15 protein-coding genes and 1 pseudogene are annotated in these 26,091 nt (G+C 52.7%); 10 read left to right on the forward strand and 6 right to left on the reverse strand.

From position 1 onward, the window contains the following. Nucleotide 1 precedes the first annotated feature (1 nt). The 4 genes from SCARR_RS25775 to SCARR_RS25790 all read right to left on the reverse strand — a co-directional run bounded on the left by SCARR_RS25775 (nucleotide 2) and on the right by SCARR_RS25790 (nucleotide 5,587). Nucleotides 2-1,162: a TerB family tellurite resistance protein gene (locus SCARR_RS25775; RefSeq protein ID WP_136065247.1), complete on the reverse strand. Its 1,161-nt coding sequence runs from the start codon at nucleotides 1,160-1,162 to the stop codon at nucleotides 2-4. Nucleotides 1,163-1,182: 20 nt separating this feature from the next. Next, nucleotides 1,183-2,727, reverse strand: coding sequence for an Hsp70 family protein (locus SCARR_RS25780; RefSeq protein WP_136065249.1), 1,545 nt, complete (start codon nucleotides 2,725-2,727; stop codon nucleotides 1,183-1,185). 16 nt (nucleotides 2,728-2,743) lie between these two features. Continuing rightward, on the reverse strand, nucleotides 2,744-3,706 hold the full coding sequence (locus SCARR_RS25785) for a nucleotide exchange factor GrpE (RefSeq protein ID WP_136065251.1): 963 nt from the start codon (nucleotides 3,704-3,706) through the stop codon (nucleotides 2,744-2,746). A 213-nt stretch (nucleotides 3,707-3,919) separates the two neighbouring features. Continuing rightward, on the reverse strand, nucleotides 3,920-5,587 hold the full coding sequence (locus SCARR_RS25790) for a DUF6538 domain-containing protein (protein ID WP_136065253.1): 1,668 nt from the start codon (nucleotides 5,585-5,587) through the stop codon (nucleotides 3,920-3,922). A gap of 278 nt (nucleotides 5,588-5,865) precedes the next feature. Here SCARR_RS25790 and SCARR_RS25795 point away from each other — a divergent pair, with 278 nt between their 5' ends. Continuing rightward, nucleotides 5,866-7,140: a tyrosine-type recombinase/integrase gene (locus SCARR_RS25795; protein ID WP_168433621.1), complete on the forward strand. Its 1,275-nt coding sequence runs from the start codon at nucleotides 5,866-5,868 to the stop codon at nucleotides 7,138-7,140. Nucleotides 7,141-7,253: 113 nt separating this feature from the next. Here the strand turns inward: SCARR_RS25795 and SCARR_RS25800 are convergent, their stop codons facing one another. After that, on the reverse strand, nucleotides 7,254-8,171 hold the full coding sequence (locus tag SCARR_RS25800) for a nucleotidyl transferase AbiEii/AbiGii toxin family protein (RefSeq protein WP_222846470.1): 918 nt from the start codon (nucleotides 8,169-8,171) through the stop codon (nucleotides 7,254-7,256). Next, nucleotides 8,168-8,761 (reverse strand): type IV toxin-antitoxin system AbiEi family antitoxin domain-containing protein, encoded by a 594-nt coding sequence (locus SCARR_RS25805; RefSeq protein ID WP_136065257.1) that lies wholly within the window; start codon nucleotides 8,759-8,761, stop codon nucleotides 8,168-8,170. The genes SCARR_RS25800 and SCARR_RS25805 overlap by 4 nt, the downstream gene beginning before the upstream one ends. Before the next feature lie 475 nt (nucleotides 8,762-9,236). Here SCARR_RS25805 and SCARR_RS29420 point away from each other — a divergent pair. From SCARR_RS29420 to SCARR_RS25850, 9 genes and pseudogenes are all read left to right on the forward strand, one after another. Then, nucleotides 9,237-9,377: pseudogene (locus tag SCARR_RS29420) on the forward strand (aldo/keto reductase); the annotation flags it as partial. A 432-nt stretch (nucleotides 9,378-9,809) separates the two neighbouring features. Then, nucleotides 9,810-12,923, forward strand: coding sequence for a right-handed parallel beta-helix repeat-containing protein (locus SCARR_RS25815; RefSeq protein WP_136065259.1), 3,114 nt, complete (start codon nucleotides 9,810-9,812; stop codon nucleotides 12,921-12,923). A gap of 36 nt (nucleotides 12,924-12,959) precedes the next feature. Further along, entirely contained in the window at nucleotides 12,960-14,399 is a 1,440-nt protein-coding gene (locus tag SCARR_RS25820; protein WP_136065261.1) for a sulfatase-like hydrolase/transferase, read from the forward strand. Nucleotides 14,400-14,401: 2 nt separating this feature from the next. Continuing rightward, on the forward strand, nucleotides 14,402-16,594 hold the full coding sequence (locus SCARR_RS25825; protein ID WP_136065263.1) for a right-handed parallel beta-helix repeat-containing protein: 2,193 nt from the start codon (nucleotides 14,402-14,404) through the stop codon (nucleotides 16,592-16,594). A gap of 326 nt (nucleotides 16,595-16,920) precedes the next feature. Then, a complete protein-coding gene (locus SCARR_RS25830; protein WP_136065265.1) occupies nucleotides 16,921-18,261 on the forward strand; it encodes an alpha-L-fucosidase in 1,341 nt (446 codons plus the stop codon). A 3-nt stretch (nucleotides 18,262-18,264) separates the two neighbouring features. Beyond that, complete coding sequence (locus SCARR_RS25835; RefSeq protein WP_136065268.1) at nucleotides 18,265-19,686, forward strand: sulfatase; 1,422 nt, start codon at nucleotides 18,265-18,267, stop codon at nucleotides 19,684-19,686. Nucleotides 19,687-19,707: 21 nt separating this feature from the next. Further along, nucleotides 19,708-22,464 (forward strand): sulfatase-like hydrolase/transferase, encoded by a 2,757-nt coding sequence (locus SCARR_RS25840; protein ID WP_136065269.1) that lies wholly within the window; start codon nucleotides 19,708-19,710, stop codon nucleotides 22,462-22,464. Between the two features lie 16 nt (nucleotides 22,465-22,480). Beyond that, nucleotides 22,481-23,872 carry a sulfatase family protein gene (locus SCARR_RS25845; RefSeq protein WP_136065271.1) on the forward strand — a complete coding sequence of 464 codons (1,392 nt, stop codon included), beginning with the start codon at nucleotides 22,481-22,483 and terminating at the stop codon, nucleotides 23,870-23,872. A gap of 318 nt (nucleotides 23,873-24,190) precedes the next feature. Further along, the gene (locus SCARR_RS25850) at nucleotides 24,191-25,990 is read left to right on the forward strand and encodes a hypothetical protein (RefSeq protein ID WP_136065273.1); all 1,800 of its coding nucleotides are present in this window, start codon (nucleotides 24,191-24,193) and stop codon (nucleotides 25,988-25,990) included. Nucleotides 25,991-26,091: the final 101 nt, after the last annotated feature.

A 26,091-nucleotide genomic window follows, 5' to 3' on the forward strand; every position in this document is an offset into this window, starting at 1 on the left:
ACTACGCATTCGCAAGCTCTCTCTGAGAAAGCTCAGCCCGCTTTTGCCCAATCAGGTCAAGCATCTCCTTGGCTTGCTCCCTCTTAGCAGCATCCTTATGAGCCGCCAGCTGATTCCACTTCTGGAACTCCTGCCGGAGGTGCTTCTTGATTTCGCGCTCGGACATGTCTGATGTGATGCCCAGCAACTCGTCAACATTAAGCACTCCAGACTGATTCTGGATGACTGCCGCAAAATGTTTATCACGCATCGCTCTGAATCGGTCCTGATCAACCCCCAGCAAATCGGCAAGTTGATTCACCATTCTCAATTCGTCTTCTTCGGCCACACCATCAGCTTGCGCAACCTTCAAGCATAGTTCAAGCGCATCATACCGATCAGCTACAGAAGCCACATCCAGCATGAGCTTGCAGACGTCCTTTACATCTCTGAGCTTCCCACACTTGAAGCTTTCGAGTTCCTGCTTAATGGTGTTGTTTAATCGATCTTTTGCAGCTTCCGCATCAGATGACATCTCAACCCGCTTACGAATCCATTCACGAATGATATGAGCCTCATCTTGATGAACTTCACCATCTGCTGAACTTACCGCAAAGGCCAACTGCACGGTGTATACTTCAAGCTTCTCACGATTCTCCCGCGCCTCCATATATCCAGCGTCTTTGAAATCATAAGTGGTGGTACACGTAGACGATGCATTTGTTCCCTTAATATCTACCAAGAACTTTACCGTCCTCATTCCCTTCCTTGGGAACACAAGCGTATCAATGGGAATCGACACCACATCAATCCAGTTCTGCAATACATTCGCCTGATAGGGTAGAGGAAAGTCTGAAATGAAGGCCAAAACAGGAGTGTCTCCAAGCTGCAGAGCATCCAATGTACATACAATAGGCTCTTTTTTCCCACCAGTTACATCCATCGCCGTAAGACTCAGCGTTGCAGCATAGCCCTGAAAGGGTGCTGTAATACCCCCCTTCATTTCAACCTTTATGACCTCATACTGAGAACCTTCAAAGGTCTCTGTGGATTTGGTTGCCCGTACTTTGAACGGTATATCACCAGAAGCGGTCTTCCCTGTTGCAAGGTTTCCCACAGCTCCCAAACCTGCCCTGATGAATCCAAATACCACTATAATAGCTATGATGCCTAAAATTTCCATTTATTCCATTCCTTTGGTCGTTACTCAATGGTGAAGTCAGCCAGCTTTGCCTTTTGGCCTTCAATAGTGCGCTCAGATGACTCTCCACTCTTCAAATCCAAATCAAAAACTTTAGATTTCCCACTCGCAGGCTCCGTGAAGACGCATGTCATACGCTGATCTTTATCATAGCTGTACTTGATCTCCACTGGGCTTCCGGGTGGCAGTCCTTGCGGTAACTCTAAGAATCCTTCTGCAATGGGATCTCCAATTAAATCTGGATCAGCACTTTCGCCTTGTGTAACCCGCGTGTTGACCTTTTCTTGACCGTCAACTCTCGTATAGAAGGTGTCATTCACTTCGCACGGTATCGCCGTGTTTTTCGGAATAATAATGACGTTGGTGAGCGCCTCTGCCTGAGTGACCTCATCTACGGCTATGCAAAGCGTCCCATAGCTATGGTTGCAAACATCGCCAACCTTTACGTCACTAAGCCCAGCAGCAATCCCTGCATCAACCTGAGAGGGATTGTCTTCAAGCATCCTCAGGCCAGCATATAAGGCCGCTCCCAACGAAACGCATTCATCAACGTTACCGATTAGGGAAGGTTCATACTTAAACATTTTCTTTAGCAATGACTGGACTGCTGGAATTCTACTGCTGCCACCCACCAACAACACTTTATCAATATCGCTTGCCTCATCCTCGGCTTCATCCAAGGCTGTTTCAATGAGCATCTCTATACGTGCCAAATCTGATGATATTAGAGAATCATATTCAGAGCGAGTGATCGTGCCTTGAACCCTTCCGCTATCGCCTTTCAGCTTGTAGCTAACAGAATCCTTCTTCGAGAGAGATTTCTTTGTCTTCTCCGCGTAGTCTTCGATTTCAGCTTTTTCCTCATCATCGGAGTAAAGATTTCCGCCTGTTTCCTCTTTGTATTTTTGAGCAAAGAACTCGGTTAGTTTCTGGTCGAAGTTATAGCCGCCCAGATTGCTATCTCCGCTCGATGCAACTATCTCGATGTCCTGTCCTGCAACATTAGCAATCGAGACATCAAAAGTACCTCCTCCCAGATCGAAGATAAGCACATGACCCTGTATTTCATGTGTGATTGCATAGTAGAAGGCAGCAGCAGTAGGTTCATTGACGATGCCCACAACATTTAGGCCAGCAATCTTTCCTGCATCCATAGTTGCCTTTCGTGCAACCTCGCCAAAGTTTGCGGGAATACTGATCACTACATCCGTTATCTCCCCTACTTGCGGAGATGCATCCTGATGCAACTTCTTTAAAATCAAGGAGGACAACTCAGCAGGAGTATAGTCTTTCCCATCAATAGTGCGCTTGTGCTCCGCATCACCCATGTGTTTCTTTATCCAGCGGACAGACCGCCCAACATCATCATAACGGCTACGAATCGCTTCTTCACCCGTTAGAATGCGCCCGTCAGGCGAAAAAAATACCGCAGAGGGCATAATTCTCTCCCCATCACGGTTGGCGATGATGTCGGGTCTCCCCATATTGTTGAGGTGTGAAATCGCTGAAAAAGTAGTTCCCAAGTCAATCCCTGCTATTTTACTCATCGTATTGCCCTTTCCTTTATGCAAACACCACTACGCGAGCTGCCTGTATCACCCGCTCTTGATCATTATTAAATTCGTAGATGTAGCCAGCCCGTTCAACACGCGCAACCTTGCCCCTGCGCGCAGGATCATCATTTGGTTCTTTATCCTGGGCTTGCTCCCAGTATTTTTCATTGCCAGCATAGGTATCACCAACCGGAGGAATAATTTGATCAACACTATTCCGTTCAAGCAGTTCCACCATGTCGTCCCGCGCATCGATTAACTCTTCCCGCGCTTCTTCATCGGAGACATTGTTGATGCACTTATCCAAGTTGCTTATCGTACGAGCTATTTCACGAACGAAGTTCTTCAGCATCTGATAGTCGTAACCCTCCTCGAAACGCTTAACCACCTGGTTGTTCTCATCGAGAAAACCACGAATCCCAGAAAGAGATCCATTGACCCCTTGTATTGTCCCTGCGGCATCATCAACTTTGGAAAGAGCCACAGCTTGGAATTGTTTAGCGCTGGATGTCTGCAAAGAGAAATCAGATTTAAGTTCCGCGATGGCCTGCTCAACAACTCTCTGATGCGAAATCTGGCTCTTCTCAATCTCCTTAAAAATTAGAGCGAGTGCTTTGCCTGTTTTCTTCTGCAATTGAGCTGAAGCCTTACCCATCTCCTGAACAGTGACTTCCAGCTGATCCATTCGCTTGTGAATTGCGTCAGCATCCTGAACCAGTTTTTTTAGCTCCTCAGTTTTCTTTTGTGAAAGCATTGGACGCGTGAAGAAGCCGACCAAATCTTCCTTGAGGTCGTTGGATGGCTGTTGCTCATTCAAATCATCATCAACGGCGGGCTCGTTGTTAACAGATGAAACCGGTTTTTGATCTTCTGGTGGTTCCTTCTGAGTTTCACCAAGCACATCAGTAGAATTTTTTTCGTCAACCTCCGCCACCTCGGCATCTTTAGCGACTTCTTCGACTGCCTTATCCATTTGAGCCTCCTGTGTTTAGGATACGCCATTTATAACGTATTTATGCTATCTGAACAATTCAGACAAGTATATATGATATTGAAATTAAATTGTCAATATGTGATATAATTGATCATGTTTGCCGTGCGGTTTTGAGATTAGAAACTTATCACAAGTAATAAAGAAGCCCCCAGAGTATTCCTCTGGAGGCCACGCGACAGGGTTTACAATTTTCTAAACGGTCACAGCCATAGCGTCCACCGTATCCCGCAAAGTCTCGCGCATAGCCTGCTTATCCACATAACCCTCATGGGTGCTATTACCTGCCGTAGCGTGTCCCTCAATCCTCTGGACGTGCTCAATCGGAAGTCCCAACATCCTTGCCCGTGTAATGGCCGTATGTCTCAAGCTATGGGCATTCCTTCCGCCTGACACCACGTCCAACCCGTTGAACCACCTCGACCACCCGCGACGGTATCCGTTAGCCTCTGTGTATGTAGCATCTTTCCAGAGTGGGATATCCATACTCTGAGCCTGTCGCTTGCGTACGTAGACCGCAAATGCCTTGTCTTCCATGAGTACCTTCGGAAGCGGTAAATATCGCTCAGACGCCTTGTTTTTTAGCCTCTGGGTGCTGTGCCTCGCCACGATGTCCAGTGTTCCCGCTTCAACATCGATATCGCACGTCCTCAATTGGCAACATTCGTTTGCCCTCATTCCAAGATGCACGACAATGAGCGTTCCCCAACGTCGCGCAGGGAATCGCTTGAAGTTTGAACTATTAGCTTCCTCAATGATCGTCTTAATTTCCTCATCGGTGTACACCTTGGCAACTTCTTCTGATGCCTCTTCGGTTTCTGCACTCGTTCCCTGTTTCTTCGTCTGAGTGTAGGGTGCTATGGCTGCGCAAGGATCAATGCTGACACGTCCTGTTTTTAAGGCGTAGGCAAACACCCCCCGAATTGACCGCATACGATTATTAATCGTAGTAGTGCTAATCCGTGCGACGGACGCATCCATGGCAAGCAATTCCTTTAGGCTCGCCTCGGGAAACTTCTTCGAGGCATTGGACGGGAGGTGTGCCAGACAGTCATCGCGAAACTTCAAGATATCGCTAATCGTAAAACTCTGAGCATCCTCTCGTCCGAAGTAGTCCACAAAGAGTTTGGCGTCTGAAGTCAGCCCCGTGCACGTCCTGAGAGCTCTCTCCTTAGACTTGAGCATTTCCTCAAGTATGGCGGTCAGTGATTCTGAAGACTGAGCCTCTGCGTCGGACTTTTGGCTTTCTTTCTTCGCCGATTTTTCGCTCACAACTGGACTTCGGTAGTGGCTCAAATCAATCGGATAATCGACCATCAAACCCAGCTCTTCACTAATGGCGGTGTAATAGGCAACGAGGATTTCGAGAACAACCAACACAACGCGACGCTTCAACCGCTGATCGTAATCCCAAAGCTCAAGCTCTTCTCGCAGATTTCGACGACCATCCAACAGACCAGCACAGGTGACCTGTCGATATTGCCCCGTCCTCGTGTCGTCAATCTCATCGTCGAGACCGTACTGGAACATTTCGAGAGCGCTGTCCTTGAGACTGCTCAGCGTCTTTCTGATGTCTTCATCGAGCCTCTCGCGGAGCTTCGCACGTAAGGCCTGCACCTTTACATCGACATCCGCCTCAGTGAGAACTGCTGTATTTCCCCGCATCCCGTCAAAGGTGAGCTTCCACTCCTCAGTGAGTTGCCCTGTCATGTATTTGGCTTCATGTGGATCGCGGGTGTCTAAACTCTTGGTGATCTCATTTCGACCGACACGCTTCCGCAAATCTGCGGGTACGGATAACCTGAAATGATACCAACCGTTCCTTTTTACTGTGTTCGTAATGCGCATGCTTATTACTGGCATAATGCTATTCCTTTCGTCTAACCATTTGTAGTGTTTTGTAGCACTCGAAAAGCGACTTTGATTAGGAATAGCCCTGTTTTATAGGGCTTTGCTACATGTGGGACGGTCTCCAGTCGCCCCGACCATTCTTACCTCTTCGTATTGAGTATTTTACGGAGAGGTATTTTTTTTAGGTTCCATCTAATTCGCGGGAAGTGTGGTAGAAAGTGTGGCTTTCTGCCGTTTGAATTTCCGCCTTGTTACAAGCGGGCGCAATGCGCTCAACAAGGAGATGGATCATGGGATTGGAACTTAAGAGAACGGCGAACAAGACGCTTCGTTCAAAGTGGTGGTACGGTCGTTATACCTTCAACGGTAAACGGCAATTCATTAATCTAGGCGTCGAGGTACGTGGAACCCCACCGGATAGTCTCCGGCAGACCGGCAATGCGGCCTTCGAACATTCCCGACTCACGGCCAAGGTCAAACTGGACGGTTTGATTTCTGAGGCCCACAGCCATAAAAATGCAGAAAAACATTTGGAAGAACTCTACGCGCTAAAATCGGGCTCTTCTATTGAGCAGATTCCGTTGGTGGATATTGAATCCTGTTGGCTGAATCTGCCTTCCCGGAAGCGCCGAACCGAACTGTGGGAGAAAAATCAGTGCACCACGCTGCGGAAATTCCGGGAATTCATTGGAGAGCGGCACCCTGCGGTAAAATACCTGTCTCAGGTAACACCGCGGATGGCGCAGGAGTGGCTCCGACACCTGGACGAGTTGGGCTTTGCCGCGGCCACCTACAACGATAAGATACATCTCTTGAAAGGCTTCTTCGATCGTATCGGTCCCGATGCCGGCATCGGTCGCAATCCGTTTAGTAGCTGTCCGACCAAGCTCAAGACTACAGTGCACCACCAGCCTTTCACGCTTGATGAGCTCAACCGCATCCTGCAGCACGCTGAAGGCGTCATGCGCTCGATCTTCATTGTCGGCATGTGCACCGCCATGCGGCAGGGCGACTGCTGTCAGCTCAAGTGGGACGAAGTCGATCTGCTTGGCGCCTTCATCACGGTTCAGACCTCCAAAACCGGAGAAACCGCAGAGATCCCGCTCTTCCCGGCCCTGCGCGAAGAGAACGAACGGCAGCCGCGCACCGATAAATATGTCTTCCCCGAAGCAGCAAAGCTGTACCAATGCAAAAACTTCGGCATCTCCTGGCGCGTCAAGCAGGTGCTCAAGGCCGCCAAGATTAAAACCGATCTCGAAGTGCGAAGACCGCATTCAGAACGCCACCGTCAAAGGCTTCCACTCCCTGCGCACCACGTGGATCACCATGGCGCTCAGTGCCGGGGTTCCGATGGAGCTCGTCCGGCGTGTAACCGGCCATTCCACCGTGGAAGTCGTGCTGAAATACTATTTCCGCCCCGACCGCGAAGCTTTTCGAAACGCTCTCGAGACCGCTATGCCGAGATTGTTGACGCAAGGAACCGCACCGGCCGCGGATCAATCGCTGCAGGAGTTGGAACGGTTGGCACGAGAGGCCCCGAAGCTCGACAAAACCGAGCTGCTTAAACGACTGCAAGCCCTAGTCGATCAAGTTGCCGCCTAAAGTCTAATGATCAATACGGCGGTCTAAAAATCAGTGATTTTTGGTGGGCGAAATCCGAAGTTTCGCCCGAACTCTTTTAGCGCCACGGTCCGCCGGGGTCCCAATTTGATTCGAAGGGGGTGTTGTCAATCTGAGCTTCAACCATGGGGCGGAAAAACGTCTGCAACCAAGTGACTACCTCCTCAAACTGGTTTGGTGCGATATCCTGAATGCCCTGCTTTCGTAGGAAGGCCGTCCATTGCGTTTGTTTCCCAGCGGTTCGGGCAAAACGCGCGCTGAAAAAATCATCCTCCAGCCGAAACGGAGTGTGGCGATGCTCAAAGGTGGCGGCGCAGGCCTTTTGCAGCTCGGTCCCGGATAAAGCGGCATGCTGGGTGATATTCCAAATATCGTAAAAATCCTTCATGCGACTGTTCAGGGTTCCCAGCTTGACCATGGTTTCGAATTTTTCGGCGATTACCGTCAGTTGGTGATAGCAGCGCAGCTGCGGCGCGGGAAAGTCGAGGATGGAAGGAAGTATGGCCGGAATCGCATCGGGAACCAAGGCATCGCCAAAGCCGATGTCGATCTGTAAGGGAATCCGGCTTTTTTCCAGATAGGCGAAGGTGCGTATACGCACGCCTTCATAGTCGGCATCTTCCTTGATCCGCTCGGCGCGGATATTTTCAAGATCAAACCGGACGCCGTCATCTTCGACCACGGTTTCGCAAACATCCCTCGCGATATGTTCCAGATTGACGAGGGAGTTTTTGGTAAAGCCGAGCAGGTCTATGTCGAGTGTGGTGCGCCGTTCGTATTCAGTTTGCCACACGGCGAAAAGCAGTGCCCCCTTTAACACGAACTGATCGGAGTGCTCCGATTGAGATAACCGATAGAGGAACCGCTCCATGGCATAGCGCTGGAGCAGTTCCTGATATACCCGCCCCGTCTCGCGGGCTTTGTTTTGCAGGCGAGCCTTGACCGATGCGGCAAGATTTTTTGGTGCCGGGCTCACAGCGAAGCCTCCAGATAAGGCCGCATCACTTCTTCAACCCGGCATATCCGCGCATAGTGCATGATCTTGTTCCCATCGAACCGATAACGCTCCCGATATAGTTTGAGGGCTTCGAGCACAACATCCGTGCCGATCTGGTTGCGAAACTTGAAGCAGTCTGCAATCGTTTTTTCAACGCAGTACACCTTAACGGAAAGATCGGCCATGGATCGGGTTTCAATGCCTTCGGAGTAGGCCTCCCCGGAAAAGCGATGGACCGAGAGGGGCGGGTTCTTCAGGACGGGAATCCGGCTCGTTCTCGGAAGCGCGATGAAAATCTGTCTCGGTATTTCCGTGGTGATTTCATGGAAGGAGAGCGCCGAAAGCAGGCAGAGTACCGCACGGGGATATTTAAGGCTTACCGCAACCAGATCAGGATCGGCGACCGGGGGCAGGCTGGCCAGTCGATAAATCCCCCGGGCAATCGGTACAACAACCCCTTTGTCGCGCAGGTGGTAAAGCATGTAGCGGCTCATGCCGGCTGCCAGCGCCTCGTTCATGCGAAGCTGCCCGCCATGCTTCTTGAATAGTTTTTCAATCGACCGATCCATAAGACAACCTGCACACATTTGTTAATATGTGGATACATAATGTCTTGTGCGGATGAGATCAACTTTTTTCCAACCGAAATTAAATGCAGGGCGAGGGGAATGACTTTCAATCGGCAGTGTTTCCGAAACCCTGAGGGCTCCCATCGGAGTCATATTCTTTCGTGGCTGGCTGATTTAATCCAGCGCTCTCTACATGTTGTGTTTTAGGGCGAAAATATCGCCAAATTTAACCATGGGTGGTACCTAATTGCGCCGACTTGAGTCAATCAGCCACCCACGTATTCTTTTCATTTTTGAAACTGGTTCGGCACTGGGGTCATGATGTGGAAAATGGCGATATGGCGAAGGGTTAACTGTTTGAAAAAGGGTGGTCTTTGGTGGGTAAAACCCTTTGCATGGCCCAAGTGCATAGGTTTTTTGCCTGCATCCAAGGCTTGATCATTAATTTATAGAACCGATAACCCATTCGTCCATCGAGCCGCTTACCGATGAGGAGATGAAGGAGATTGCGAATATTGACAAAAACTGCCGGCTAATCAAAGGGCAGGTCTTTACCTGGGAAGGAAGTTCCGGATGGGAAGACCTCTGGGATTTGGACGGAACCATCACTGAATAATTACTTATTACAGGAGACCAACATGCAAGAAATTCCAGCAACGACGATCGGGGGCTATGCCGATCTACACCGCCCTCGGCATCGACTGGAAAGCCGCCTACATGCCCGTCCGAAGCGAGGTGGTCCTGTCGCGTTTTTGTAGTGCCTCCGGAAACGCTTTCGTTGATTTACAAGAGGTTACGTCAGTGAATAAGAAACTCGAGTTAATCATGGATCTGATCAGCGCATTCGATGCTCTGTTATTGGGGTGCCTATTGCAGATCAGTTCCAGAACGATGAGGGTATGCTGCAGTAGTCTGCCCACATCACGGTTCGACCGGATTTGTTCAAAAAATGTGTTCACCTATCAGTGCAACCGGCATCTGTCGTGTAAAGGGTGCTTCCGTTTGAAGGCCATGTCGTAAAAGTTGGAATACCGCAAAAAGGGTAGAAATGCGTTTTAAAACGAAAGTCAGCCGAAAAAAGCGCATGGGAATTCCAAGGGTTGGAACTCTGGTCCTGTTGTTGCGCGGCACGGCGATGGCGACCGATTACCTGCTTTATGTTGATCAAGGCCATCCGGCCGCTTCAGACACCAATGCCGGTACGTCCCTGGACTTCCCCGTTCTTACCCTCGCTCGCGGGCTGGATTTGGCCAAAACGCAACTCAACAGCGGTCAAAGCGTTCGCGTGAGTGTCGGAGCCGGAATCTACCGCGAAAATTATTCCATGTACTTGAGCCCCGGCAGCGCCGCGCAAAGTGCCGCACTTGCGATCGAAGGTGCGCCTTTCGGCGCGACCGTTATCGATGGGACGCTCGACGGCGGTTTCGAGTCGGCCGGCTGGACGGCCGTGGCTGGCAGTCCGGATGTCTATTCCCATCCGTGGACCTTCTCGTATGGGCTCGATGCCGGGTTCTGGGCGAATTCGCTGGGGAAAGTGCCATCGGGGCCGGCGTTGCGGCGGGAAATGCTTTTTGTGGACGATCGAATGCTGATGCCCCGCGCGATTGAAGATTATCTATGGGATGATCCGGACGGGCCCGAGGGAAGCGATGGCGCCTTGGTTTATCAGGGGATTAATGCCGCCGGGCTCGGCGTATTGGATGAGCCCTGGACATTTGCTGTTGCCGACAATGCTACTTCGCCGCTGGAGTATCGCGCCCAGCTATTCATGCGGTTGCCGGACGGAATGGACATCAACTCGCTGGGCTCGATTCTTCCGACCCGCCGACTGGACAGCCCTGAGGCATTGCTGGTTTTCAGCAACAAGGATAACCTCACGTTGCGCAATCTGGTGTTTCGACGGGCAGGCACCCGGTTGGTAAATTCGGCGCTGGAGTTGAAGGACTGCAACGATGCCCTGATCGAAGATTGCGATGTGCTCAACTGTAATGGACAGGGCCTCGGGTTTTCCGTTGATGGGTTGGTGATGAAGCGGTGCCGCATTAACTATCATGGTTTGAAGGGCGCGGGACGTATGTTCAACAATAGCTTATTCGTGGATTGCGAATTTAACTATAATTGTTGGCTGGCTGAACTAGGTGATTTTCTGAATTTCGACGCGGCGGGCATCAAGCTGGGGCAGGAATCGGAATACACCCTGCTCAAGCGCTGCATTGCTGTCGGCAATCGGGATCAGGGACTCTGGAATGATGTCGCCACGCTTGGCATCCGCTATGAAGAATGTTTTGCCTATGGCAATGTGAATGGCTCCGGTATCTTTCTGGAATATTCGCAGGACGATCCGTCGCGCGGTGACGACAGTGCGTATCGTTGTGTTTCGGGATTTAATCAACGGGGCATGCAGTTTTCCAACGCCCGTCGTCCGTCGGCCTCCGAATGCCTGTTGGTCAACAACACCGAAGTTGAGTTCCGCATTCCGCTCATCACGACCCGTGTGCCCAACAGCGCCGCAACCTACGAAAATTTGGCGTTCACCAATAGCTTCATTTACAACCAGCGCGGCGCGGATGTGATCATGGCCGGGAAGACGGCCAGCGATCCCGAACCCCTCTCCATTATGAATTTTGGCGGAAATACCTATTATTCCAGCGATCCAGAGAACGCCTTTCAGGCCGCCGGAGGATTGATCGATGGCTCGCTTTCTGAATGGAAAAGTCATTTAGAAACCGTCGGCGCGGCAGGGGTGCAAGATGCAACCTCGACCATGACGACCATCCCTGACTATGCAACCGATCCACTCGATTTTGAACCCGGCTCTGCCCTGAGCGCCATGGCCGAGGGCTGGGATGTTGCGGTTCCGTATGAAGTAATCTGGCCGAGCACAGGTTCTTTTTCCAATGCTTGGAAATTCGGGGAGCCGGAACGTCCCGGTCGCGCCGGTTATAAAGATGGAAGCTATGTGGTTGTGGCGGGGGGAACCAACGATGCCGGGCATTTTCTTTCCGAGCCGGCTGAGGTCGCGTTTGATCTGATGGTTCGTGTGGTTGACGTGGAGAATACAGGGCCTGATGCCTGTGCCGGATTGATGGTCCGTGATGCACGGATATCGGGAGCGGGTATGGCGTCGATTTCGGTCACGGCGGGAAACGGGGTGGTATTTAAAAGCCAGAACTCGGGCGGGCAAAGCAATGCGACCGGTTTTTCCGCCCCGTGCTGGATCCGTTTGGTTCGCAATGGTGATACCTTTGATGGATATGCATCGGTTGAGGGTGCGGGCTGGCAACGGGTGGGGAGCGCAACCGTTGCGATGGCAGCACCGTCTGAGGTGGGTCTGTTTGTTTCCGCTCAGGATGATTCCGCGCTCTGCACCGCGTTGTTTGACGGCTTGAGTACGGACTACGACAGCACGTTGATCGCGACGTATGAGATGGGTTCGGCCTCTGCTCAGTCCGTTGGGGGCGGCATTGTGGCCGGCGAAATTTTATCCACGGGTGACGGACAGTATTTAACGGATAAAACGCTGGATCCAGATCCGACGCCAGATGGCACCCAACCTTTCTTGCAGCGCTATCTCAACAGCGGAAGTCTCTACTTCACGGTATCGCCGGAGGTTGGGTATTCGATTGATTTCCAAACCCTGGAATTCGATATGCAGATCCAGAGCGGGGATCGCTGGGTGGAGCTGACGTCCAGCCAGACGGGCACGAATATTCTCTGGTCTGCCCAGAGTTCGGATACGTTGGGGTTTATGGAAAGTACCAATCTGATCGGAACCGGTTTCCAGGCTTTGGAAGTGGATCTTTCGTCCTTCCCCGAACTGCAGCATGCGACCAACGAGACGGTCTTTACCTTTAGCTATTTTGCTCTCCCGGCGGTAACGGATCGGACGAACTGGCGATTGGATAATCTTCACATAGCGGGCTTGGTGTCCACGCTTCCGGTATTCGAGCCCGGAGACGTGACGGTCGGTCTTTACGGATCGGATTGCGTATTGAATTGGATGGGTTCTTCTGCGGGAACCTACACGGTGCAAACGCGGACCAACCTGGTTTCCGGGGTATGGGAGAATACAGGCGAAAGCATGCCGGGGCTGGATGGGCCAATGTCCGCCACCAATGCGGTGGATAAACCGCAGTCGTTTTTCCGGCTCATTGTCGAATAGGTTTTTATAAATGATCACCACAAGGTGGGAGTTCCAATGAATAGACGTTTTTTTATTAGTAGTGGGGTGGCGTTGGCGGGAGCGGCAATGGCTGCGCCTGTGAAGCGACCGAATATTCTATTCATTTTTTCCGATGACCAGTGCTGGAATGCTCTGGGCTGTCTTGGGAGCGAGGTAAAAACGCCGAACCTCGACCGTATGGTGGAGCAGGGAACCCTTTTTAATAATGCTTACAACATGGGTGCGTGGCAGGGCGCGGTCTGTATGGCCAGCCGGACGATGTTGATGACCGGAAAATCGCTGTGGAATGCGCATGCATATGATCAGGATAAAACAAGAAATCCGTCCGATTTCTGGAGCGACCGGTTTAAGCGATCCGGTTATAAAACCTATTTTGCAGGCAAGTGGCATGTCTCGAATATCAAGCCTCCGCAGATCTACGATGTGACCGGAACGGTGCGACCGGGCATGCCGGACTATTTTGATCCGGCGATGGGCGGACGGTATCCCTGGAATAAGCGTTTCGCGGGCTATTTCCGTCCCGAAGCGCCGGGTAAAGACAACTGGGATCCGAGTGATCCGAAATTCGGCGGATTCTGGGAGGGCGGAAAGCACTGGAGTGAGGTGCTGGGAGATGAAAGCATCGGCTTCCTGAAAGATGCCGCGAAGTCGGAGTTACCGTTTTTTATGCAGTTGGCCTTTAATGCGCCGCATGATCCGCGTCAGTCGCCGAAGAAATATGTGGAGTTGTACCCACTTGATTCGGTTGAGGTGCCAAAAAACTTTCTGCCGGAAAATCCGTATGCCGATGCCATGCAGTCGGGCAAGGGGCTGCGGGACGAAGATCTCGCCCCGTTCCCGCGAACCGAGTTTGCCATCAAGACGCACCGGCAGGAGTATTATGCGATTATCACGCATATGGATCATGAGATCGGGCGTATTCTCCATACCTTGGAAAAAACCGGACAGCGCGAAAACACGATCATTGTATTTACCTCCGATCACGGACTGGCCTGCGGTCAGCATGGACTGGTGGGCAAGCAGAATATGTTTGAGCATAGCATGAAACCGCCGCTGATTTTTTGCGGGAAGGGAATTCCGCAGGGAAAGACTATTGATGCGCCGGTTTATATGCAGGATCTGATGCCGACCACCCTGGAGCTGGCTGGGGTAAAGATTCCGTCTGCGGTTGAATTTAAAAGTCTGGTGCCCGTCATCCAAGGTTCGGAAAAAGAGCCGTATTCGGCCATCTACGGCGCTTATAAGATGGCGCAGCGCATGGTGCGTATGGGGGATATGAAGCTGATCTGGTATCCGGATGCGGACAAATATCTGTTGTTCGATGTAAAAAAGGATCCTCTTGAAATGAACGACCTTTCATCCAACTCGGAACAGGCGGGCACGTTGAAGCGTTTAAAGGCCGAGCTGAAACGGCAGCAACGCAAGTTTAACGATCCGATGCTGGTTTCGCAATAGACATGAGAGTCCTTCTTTTCATAATTTTTGTGGCGACGGTTTGTGCGCGCGGAGCGGAATACACCGTTGATTCCGGCGGAAACGACAACCATCCCGGAACGCCGGGAAAACCGTTCCGGACCATTTCGAAAGCCGCCTCGCTGATGCAGGCGGGCGACACCTGTCGCATTCTGCCGGGAACCTATCGCGAGAGCGTGGCTCTTCGGGCGTCGGGAACGGTTGATCTGCCGATCCGTTTTGTCGGTGCGGTGAATGCAGACGGCTCCCCGGCGGTGCGGATTGACGGAACGGATAAACTGGACGCAGCGTGGAAAGTGGTTGCGGTAAACGGGGTTCGTGCGTTCGCCGCACCGCTTTCCCGACCAACCAGCCAGCTTTTTTCCAATGATCGGATGATGACCGAAGCGCGGTGGCCGGATCAGCGGTTCAACCAGATCTGGGATCGATCGACCTGGGCGAAAAGCGCCAAGGGGAGCCGGAAGGATCTGATGATTTGCGAGGAGTTGGCGGAAACCGGCGTTGATTGGACGGGGGCGATCGCCACGCTGAATGTCGCGCATCAATTCAAGACCTGGACGCGAAGCGTTCTGGAACATCGGAAGGGTTCGCCGGAATTTAACTATGAGCTTGGCGAGCGCCTGAACAGCGGCGCCGATGAAGGGCATACGTGGTGGGACGATCGCTTTTATCTAAGCGGAAAGATCGAGGCGCTGACCTCGCCGGAGGAGTGGTTCTACGATGATGCGAAAGGGCGACTCCTGTTCATTCCTCCGGACGGCCGGGCGCCGAAGAAGGGCGAGGTGGCGGTCAAAACGCGCGATTTCGGGTTTTCGGGAACAAATCTGGAACATGTGGAGATTTCCGGGATCGGTTTTTTCGGATGCACTTTTGCCTTCCGGAATTCAAACCATCTGACGGTCGAAAACAGCCGGGTACTGTATCCAAATTATGCCCGGATTCTGAATGGTCCTCTTCTCGAGGTCGAAAATTCCGATGTGGCGCAGACGTATGTGATCGGCGACAGCAACACAGTACGGAAGGTCAGCGTCGCCTATGGAAACACCGGCGGGATCAAGATGACCGGTAGCGGGAACCTCATCGAGAATTGCATCGTGCATGATGTCTGCTGGGGCGGCGGGCTGTCATATCCGTCCGTGATGATTCATTCCAGTAATCGCCAGCCGGGCGATTCAACGGTGGCGCGCTGCACCATTTTCAATTGCGGCAACCTCGGCATCCGGTTCATGCACCAGAACAATCTGATTGAATACAACCGTGTCTACAATACCGGGCTGGCCTGCAAGGATATCTCCGCCATTCATACGGGCAGCCCGGCCTGCGCGGGCAGTATTGCCCGCTACAACTGGGTGCACGATTCCCGTGGCAAGGGGATGCGCGGCGACGACCAGACCCGCGGCCTTACCTTTCACCATAACGTGATCTGGAACTGCGACGAGGGAATGATCGTGAAGGGCGATTTTAACACGTGCTACAACAACACCATTCTCGGTTCCGACGGCCATGGCTGCCTGATTATTCCGACGCGTCCCGAGCCGCGGAAATGGTGGGCGAAAAATAAATTTCTGGATGTGCAAAATTTAAACAGTGTGTTTTGCAGCAACCTGGTCGAAACGATCTCATATCGCTACGACCCGTTGCCCGGCGACCAGGTTCACTCGAATGTCGAGTTTGCCGGGCTTCCGTTCAAGGATCGGCTGATCTCGTTCGGTGGCGCGCGTTCCTTCAATCCTGAATGGATTAAGGAATTGGACTCCAATATAGGAGCCTATGAATCCGGCGTCGAGCCGTGGCGTGCCGGGGCGGATTGGCAGGCCCCGTCCATTGGCATAGAGCTTTCCATCAACGCGGAGGTCGCCCGCGGTTGGAGGCTGGACGCCCCTCAGAGAGCACCGGTGGTGAGACTGTCGGCGAAGCTGCTGAATTCCAAGCTAAGTGCCGTCTCGCTCAACAAGCTTCAGCAGCTTTATTCCGAATGCTGGACGCCGAAAGAGGCGGCTACCCGTAAAACGGCCATCCGGAAACGCGGGGAATATGAAGCGGGTTCTGCGGAATACAAGGCGCTCCATGCCCAGGTTGTCGGTTTACATCGAGCGGCGAATGAATGCCTTCAGGAACGAGCCGGCGAAGTCCTCGCCGGAAGTGAACTCACGCTTTTTTATGAAGTGATGGAATAGTTGGGTAAATCGGACGCGAAGCTATTTTCGACCTGCTGATTAAACGATACGGCAATGACGTAGTCGCATTCAACAACACCTGCGGGGTGAATCTGTAGTGCAGCGCTGGCCTGAAGGACAGGGCGTCCTCCATTGACACTTTTTGTCGGTTTTTTTGTTCATGTTCAGAGCGGGCTGGCATCCCTCTGTATGGATGGTGCTTGCGACGGTCGTGTCGGCCATCTTTGGGGCTGATCGGTATGGTTGGCGGTTTTATGTTCGAAATCTGCCGTTTCATGCTGATTTAGTCGCGATTAGCTTGGCGTCAGGCATTCAAAAGGTGGGTTATGAAAAACAAACAGGTGTTCATTTTAATTTTGGTTATCGCATTTGGCTGGTCGGCTTTCGGGGAAACACCGGAACAGCGCGACGAGCGTATGGAATGGTGGCGCGAGGCGCGGTTCGGAATGTTTATTCATTGGGGCGTCTATTCGATCCCCGCCGGGGAATGGAAGGGCGAGCCGGTGAAGGGCATCTCCGAGTGGATCCAATCCAAGGGTGAAATTCCGGCGGCGGATTACGCGGTGCTGAAGGATCAATTCAATCCGGTGCAATACGACGCCGATGAATGGGTGCGTCTGGCCAAAAACGCGGGCATGAAATATATCGTGATCACCAGCAAGCATCACGATGGATTTTGCCTATGGGATTCGGCCCAGACGGATTGGGATATCGCTTCGACGCCTTATAAAAAGGATCTGCTCAAACCGTTGGCTGAGGCGTGCGAAAAGTATGGCGTTAAACTCTGCTTCTACCACTCCATCATGGATTGGAAACATCCTGACTATGGCCTCAAAAAGCCGTGGAGAGGGAATGCAGACAATCCGAATCCCGACATGGATGCCTACACCGCTTATATGAAGGCGCAGCTGAAGGAGCTGCTCTCCAACTATGGTAACATCGGCGTGCTGTGGTTCGACGGGGAATGGGAAAAAGCCTGGACGCATGAGCGCAGTGAGGATCTGGACGACTATCTGCGAGCGATTAATCCCTCGCTCATCATTAACAACCGGGTTGATGTAGGGCGTCAGGGATATAAGGGAATGAATAAAGAAGGTGACTTCCGCGGCGATTTCGGCACGCCGGAGCAGGAAATTCCGCATACCGGTTTTCCGGGTGTCGATTGGGAATCCTGTATGACCATGAACACCAGTTGGGGCTATAAAAAATCGGACGACCAATGGAAGTCCACCGATGCCCTCATTCGCAACTTGGTCGACATTGCTTCTAAAGGCGGAAATTACCTGTTGAATGTAGGCCCCACCGCAGAAGGGCTGATTCCTGCGCCGAGCGTAGAACGGTTGCAGGAAATGGGCGCGTGGATGGCGGTGAACGGCGAGTCTATTCACGGCACCTCGGCCAGCACGCTGCCTGAACTCGATTGGGGGCGTTGTACGATAAAACGAGCGGGAAAAACCACGACCTTTTATCTGCACGTTTTCGATTGGCCTTCAGACGGCAAACTGGTTATTCCGGGACTGAAGCCGAAAAAAGCCAAGGCCACGATGCTTGATGGCGGACAAAAGCTGAAGGGTCGATCCACCGACGCCGGGTATGTGATCGAGGTCGACCCAACGGCTCCCGATGTGATCGACAGCGTGATTGTTCTGAAGGTGACAGGAACATAAGAAATGAAATTTAGAGTTATGTTGGTCATCACCGGGCTGGTCTGCGCATCCGTTTGCGCCGACCGTCCCAATATCTTGTTTATCGCGGTGGATGATCTGCGTCCGGAACTGAATTGCTATGGTGCCACTGGAATCATTTCCCCGAACATTGACCGTCTGGCGGATTCAGGCATCGTGTTCAATCGCGCCTATTGCAATGTTCCGGTCTGCGGTGCGTCGCGAGCCAGTCTGCTGACCGGAATGCATCCATTGACCGATCGCTTTACCACCTATGGTTCGCGCGTGGACGAAGAGGCGGCCGGTTTGGCGACTTTGCCTGGGCATTTCAAGAACAACGGCTATCACACGGCGGGCGTCGGCAAGATTTTCCACCATCCGGATGATGGGCTCGAAAGCTGGTCGGATGTGCCGGTGCGGCCCGACTATCCCAATGACCTTGCGGTGCAGGAGGAGTGGCGCGACTATCGCAGCGCCGAATATGCCGGGCTTCATGAACTGGAGCGGCCGGGCGGGGCGGTCGGCCCCGCGTGGGAAGCGGGCGATGTGGCAGACGATGTGTATTACGACGGCAAAACCACCCAACTGGCGCTGGATAAGCTGGACGCGCTGGCCAAACAAAACCAACCCTTCTTTCTGGGCGTGGGCTTCATTCGTCCGCATCTTCCCTTCAATGCCCCAAAGAAGTACTGGGATTTGTATGACCCGGCGAGCCTGGAGCTGGCGGACAATCCCTATATGCCAAAGGATGCTCCGCCTGATGCCCGGTTCAATTTCGGCGAATTGCGTTCCTATGCCAACATTCCCGACGGGAAGGAGCCGCTGGACGATGCCACGGCGCGCACCTTGCGCCATGGCTATTCTGCCTGTGTGAGCTATGTGGACGCGCAAATCGGAATGGTGCTTCGAAAATTGGATGAACTGGGACTGGCGGGAAACACGATTATTGTGTTGTGGGGCGATCATGGATGGAGCTTGGGCGAGCACGCCCAATGGGGGAAGCATACCTGTTTCAACAATGCGCTGCAGTCTCCGCTGATCATTCACACGCCGGGCGGATTGGCCGGAACAAAGACGGATGCTCTGGTTCAGTTTGTCGATGTCTATCCAACGCTGTGCGATCTGGCGGGGCTCTCCAAACCGGAGCATGTGCAAGGGCGCAGCCTTACGCCGGTTCTGAAAGATCCGTCCGCCGAGGTGAACGAGGTTCTTTTCGCCCGTTGGAACAACGGGGAAACCCTTATTTCAAAACGCTTCAACTATACGCAATACTACGACCGCAAGACGGGTGCCGTGAAATCGAGCATGCTTTACGATCGGCTCACCGACCCGGCGGAGAACGTAAACGTGGTCAATCATCCCGAATTCAAGCCGGTGGTTGAAAAGCTGTCAGCCGCCCTTGAGCAGCATATGAAGGAACGCCGTTAGTCGGCGAAAAGGACAGGAGACATGATGAAGTTGTGGTTGTTTTTGATGGGGATTGGGCTGGCCATTCAGTGCGCGGCGCAACCCAATGTGATTGTCATCATGGCGGATGACTTTGGGTTCGAGTGTGTCGAAACGTATGGGGGCGAATCGTACTCCACACCCCGGATGAACCAGATGGCGGTGGATGGGGTGAAGTTCAATCATGCTCACGCTCAGCCGATTTGCACGCCGTCGCGCGTGCAGATCATGACCGGGAAATACAACGTCCGTAACTACACCAAGTTTGCCACACTGGATCAAAGCCAGGACACCTTCGGTCATCCGTTCCGCAACGCGGGCTATTCCACCTGTGTGGTGGGGAAGTGGCAGCTGGGCGGAACGGGACAGACCATTGAAGATTTTGGCTTCGACGAGCATTGCCTTTGGTCGATCTTAAGCACGGCCGAGCGCTATGTCAGCCCCGACATCGTGACCAACGGCGTCAAGCAGAACTATCCCGGCCAATACGGCCCCGACATCCAACACGCCTATGCCAAGGATTTCATTCTCCGCAACACCAACACGCCGTTCTATCTCTACTATCCCATCACGCTCACGCACTCGCCGTTCCAGCCGACACCCGACTCCGCCGACTGGGATCCGAACCGCGATCCCTATTTCAGCGACCCCGTTTATTTCGGCGACATGGTGGCCTATCTCGATAAGCTGCTCGGCGATCTGCTCGACTTTCTCGAAACCACCGGCCTCGCGGAAAACACGCTGGTGATTTTCACCGGAGACAACGGCACCGACCGCCTCATCTATTCCGTCCAGAACGGCGTCACCGTGCAGGGCGGCAAGGGGTTGACGACAGATGCGGGAACGCATGTGCCGATGCTCATTTCCTGGCCGGGAACGGTTCAGTCTAACCTCGTGGTGAACGATATCGTCGACTTTGCCGATATCTACACCACCCTTATCGATGCCGCAGATGTGCCGGTTGATCCGGCGGTGGCGGCGGAAAAGGATGGCGTCAGTTTCCTTCCCTTGATGAACGGCCAGGCGGGAATGCCGCGCGACCATAGCTATTGCTGGTATATGCGCCGCACCGACATGACCGAAATTCATGAGTTTGTCCAGGATCAGACCTATAAGCTCTACGCGACCGGCGACTTCCACAACAAGACACTCGATCTGCTGGAGCAAAGTCCGCTCAGTCCCACTTCGTTAACGTCGGAAGAAACCACGCTGAAAACCTATTTCGACACCCTGCTGCTTCAATATGGCGCGTTGCGCCCGGACGGCATCCCGTACAACAACAGCGTACCGTATTCCGTTCCCGGAACGATCGAGGCGGAGCGCTATGATTTTGGTCTGGACGGCATTACCTACCACGATACAACCGCCGATTCGAATGTCGGCGGCACAACGCGCACGGATGATGTGGATATCCACACGATCAACAACGCAACGGTGGTGGATGAAATCGCTACGGGCGAGTGGTTGGAATATTCCGTGGATGTGGACGAGGCCGGGACGTATGCCTTCGCCGTGCGCTATGCGGCGGAATCCGTAGATGGCCGTCTTCATTTTGAAATCGGCGGCGAGTCCGTTTCTGGTACGCTCGATCTTCCGGCAACGGGTTCGGTTTCGAATTATGCAACGGCGGTCCTCGACGAGGTCCAGCTTCCGGGAGGCGAATGCAAGCTGACGGTGGTCTTTGACCAGCCCGGCATGAACATCGATCTTTTCACCGCGACCTATGTCGGGGAACCCGTTGCTCCGCCGGTGGCTCCCGTGACGGTCTGGAGCGAGGACTTCGAGACCACCCCGCCGAATGTCGAACAGACCGCCAATTTTATCCTCGGCGGATCAACACCAACGCCGGACTTCGATACAAATGTCTGGGCGGTCACGGGGAATCCGACGCTGGCGGGATTTGATGAAAATCCCGGTGCGGCCACCACACTCGCTTCCTACGACGCCGGTGTTCCGCGGCTGCGTGCGGTGGGCATCGTCCTGGGGGCGGAAACCTTTACGGCGGGCAACGGAACCTATCGCCTTGTGTACGATGTGGCGCTCTCGGGCATTGCGGATCTCTCTAACGACTATGGCCAGATCCTGATCTATTCCGGCGCGGGCTACAACAACACGGATTCCGCCTATACTATGGATGTGACGAGGCTGGCGCCGCAGGTGATTTCTTTTGAGGGTTCCGGCAGCGCATCAGCATCGTTGCTGGCGGATTCCGGTAAGATCGGCGCAACGGCGGTGAAGGCGGAGCTGGAGTTTGAATATACCGGCGGCGACGTTTCGTTGACGTTTGCTTCGTCGGGCGCGACCTTGGCGCTCTGGGATAACCTGAGCGTTTTCATGCCGGGCTCGGGCGCGCTTCAGTTTTCCGGTTGGGTCACGCAGTTTCCAACCCTTGGAAGCCAAACCAATTCGATCGACAATCCCGATGGCGACACGCTGAACAATCTTTACGAATTTGCCCTCGGCGGCATCCCGACCAACGGGGCGCACATCGGCCACGTACCGGTTTTCCAAACCTTGGAAGAGGGGGGAACCAACTGGTTTGAATATGTCTATGCCCGCCGCAAAAATCCAGCCGAACACGGATTGCATTATTATCTCGTGAAGAACACCAATCTGGTATCGAGCATCTGGAGTGTGGCAAGCAACGAGGTGGTGGCTGCGGAGCTGGATGAGGATTTCGAGGTGGTCTCCAACCGCTTCCCTACCAATGAAGAAGACGCACAGTTTATCCATCTGAAGATCGAAGAAATTTCCCTTTAGTGACAGGAGATAAGAAATGAAGACAGGACGAATTTTTCTGGTTACCGCAATGGCAGCTGGCTTGGCGCAGGCCGCCGCATCCAAACCTAATTTTGTTTTTTTTCTGAGCGATGATCAGCTTAAGGCGGATTATGGCTGCTACGGACTGCCGCTCGATTTAACGCCCACCACGGACCAGTTGGCAAAGCAGGGATTGGTGTTTGAGAAAATGTTTACGGCCGAGCCGATCTGCGCACCGAGTCGGGCGATGCTATTCACGGGACAGTATCCCGTTCGTAACGGCCTGTTCGTGCAGCACACGGCATCGCGCGCCGGAACCAAAACGGTCTATGATGCGCTCACCCCGCTGGGGTATGATGTTTCGTTGATCGGTAAGGTTCATGTGAAGCCGAACTCCGTATTTCGCTGGAGCTCTCCAGCCACAAAACAGAATATCAAGGCGTTGCCTATGGAGGATGTGGATGCCTATTTCGCGAAGAATAAAGAAAAACCGTTTTGTCTGTTTCTGACCTCTCATTATCCGCACGGCCCGTATCCGGCTAAGCCAAAGTTTCCACAGGATCAGGTGGTGGTTCATCCCTTCATGAAGGGTGGCTCAAAAAATGGGCTGGCTGGATATTATGATCATATTTCCAAAAAGGAAAAAGAGCTGGCGCAGGTTCTACAGCTATTGGAAAAATATAAACTGGATGAAAATACGGTCTTTGTTTATTCATCCGATCATGGGAATGGCATGGGCGCCAAATACACCGTTTATGATCGCGGCCTAAACGTACCGTTTATTGTTCGCTGGCTGGGCAGGATCAAGCCGGGCCGCACCAAAGCGCTATCCAGCTATGCGGATGTTGTGCCGACATTTGTAGAGCTGGCCGGGGGTGAACCGGTTGACGGGGTAGATGGAAAAAGTTTTGCTTCCATACTGAAAAACCCCGAAGAAAAACATCAAAAGTATGTTTATGGCGTCATGACGCAGCAGGGCGTCTGGGGGACCCATGTATTCCCTCGACGTTCCGTTCATAACGGACGTTTTCATTATATCTATAATTTCAATACGCTTGAAAAAATCGCGAGGGATGAATCGAAAAATAAAACCATCGATCCCTTCCATCGTATCGGTGCTGAGATGCACCCGGAGGTCACCGAAGAAGAACTGTACGATACTGATTCGGATCCGTGGGAGCTCAATAACCTGGCCAGCAATCCGTCTCTTGTGAAAATCAAGTCAGAGCTGAAAGGCGAATTATTCCAATGGATGGAAAGTCAGAATGATTTTCTGACGGAGGGCGGCGAAATTCCCTATCTCAAGAGTAAACATCCGGTCGATCAGTCCAGCGAAAAGTATACTTGTCCCCCGGAGCTGGAAGGAGCCATTAAAACCTATCTCGATCCCCACAATCTGACGGAATAATTAATGTTGGAGATAAAGGATGAATAAATCTGTTCACCTGTTCTGTTGAGCGGCATCCATTGTTATGTGCGACAGTTTGAATGGATGAGTTGGATTGCATTACGTGCGGCGCGCTCGGAGAGCGATCCCTACCTTCTGCGGGTTCCACGCTTGATGGCCGGATTTGCTGTGCCGCATGGTTTCGTAAATCGTGATTTTAGTTTCATTTGTGCTGATTGTTGGTTTTGGATGCAGGGTATCTCTTATTGTTTTGAAGTAGGTTTACGGTATGACACGTATGGTTAGGCTATAGGGTTAAAACGACGAGGAGAGGGAACGATGAAGACAATGAAAAGTTTGAAAATCATGGCTCTGTTGGGATTATTGACCGGTAGTGCGTTTGCGGCGGCACCGATCTCATACTGGACCTTCGATGAGGACACCGCAGGTTTAGGTTTAAAGACCACCATCGATTCGGGGAGTCAGGCTACCAACACCAAGTGGTCAGCCGACACCGTGGATCATGGGCAGGTGACCGACGGCTTGGGGAGTTTTGTCGTCTCCGGGAACGCATTAAACCGCTACACCCAATTGACCGATTTGTCGGGCAACGCGGCCGCCTATAATCCCGCCTATACGTCGGGCGTCTACCGGTTGGAGCTTAATTTAGCATCATGGGAATTGGATACGGCAACCGCAGGCAAGATTTTCGTGGCTGCCAGAAATGATGCAACTGAGCTTGCCAGAATTGAATTCTATGTTACGGGTGCGAATGCGACTAAAGTCCAGTGGAATGTGGGATCCGGCACATTTCGAAACCGCGAATTCACCTGGACCAATTCCGTCGTTTCGTTCGCTATCGAACTCGATTTAGATAATGATACGGCGAGATATTATATGGATGAAACGCAAATTGGCGTTGACTTCGCGTTTACCGCCGCGCAAATGGATAACTTTCGTTATGCCGGAGTGGATTGGAACGGTAGCGGCAGCGAAATCGTCAAGATCGACTCGATGGGCTTAATGGATGAGTTGGCAGATCCGCCGACTCCGCCACCGGAGTATGAGTTCGTCCCGGTCTCATCCTGGGCCTTTGATGATGATGCTGCAGGCGCAGGGCTGAAGACCGCCATCGATTCGGGAAGCCAGGCCGCCAACACCCAATGGGCAAACGACACCGTGGTTCAGGGGCAGGTGACCGACGGTTTGGGAAATTTTGTGATCAACGGGGATACGGTATCGCGTTGGAGCAATCTGGTCGATTTGACGGGCGGCGAGTCCGCTTATAATCCCGCCTATACGTCGGGCGTCTACCGTTTTGAAGTCAATTTTGCATCGTGGGCGATCAGTGATGCGTCCGATGGCGATGTCTCCTTTATTGTGCGGAATGGCGCGAGCGAGATCGCCAAGATCGGATTCAGTATGCTGGGCACGAACAGCGCCCAAATCCAGTTGAGCAACGAGGGGGGAGATTACAGAAACCAAGCCTTTACCGGCACCAACAGTGCTGTTCTTGCTGTAATCGAGTTGGATCTCGATAATGATATAGCAAGATATTTCCTGAATGGGGTTCAGCTTAGCATTAATTTTGCGTTTACTGCCGCACAAGTGGACAACCTGCGTTATGGAACGTCGTCTGCCTGGAATGGAACCAGCACCGACGCGCTGAATATCGATTCGATCGGGTTTTTTGTTGAAACCGAGGTTGTAGAACCGCCACAAACGACGACCGAGATCTACAATGCCTGGATTTTTGATTATCCGGGTGTGGGTGCGAACACCAACCTGCAGGATCATGGCGATAGTGACGACCTCGACAACCTGACCGAATATGCATGGGGCGGCGATCCGTCCGACGGCAACAGTCAGGGTAACACGCCGGTGCAGACGGTGTTGAGCGACGCCACCAATGTAATGGAATATATCTATTTTGAGCGCACCAATGCGGTCGCCCTCGGATTGGCCTCGATCCTCGAAGTGGGGACCGACCTGGTCTTTACCAACTGGGCCGACGGTAGCCCCTATGTGGTAGGCAGCGGCGCTTCTGCGGATGCGGGCTTTAATGCGGTAACCAACTGGATTCCGACCGATGCGGAGGACAAGCAGTTCATCCATCTACAGATTAAGTTCACCCCGTAGTTTATGTTTACAAAGGAACACAGGAAAATATCTCTCGCGATTGTCGAGGGGGCGGTCATTTGACCGTTTGCCAGCGAAATAAATACGGATTGGAGTCGGGA

The sequence above is a fragment of the Pontiella sulfatireligans genome (assembly GCF_900890705.1).
GTDB lineage: Bacteria > Verrucomicrobiota > Kiritimatiellia > Kiritimatiellales > Pontiellaceae > Pontiella > Pontiella sulfatireligans.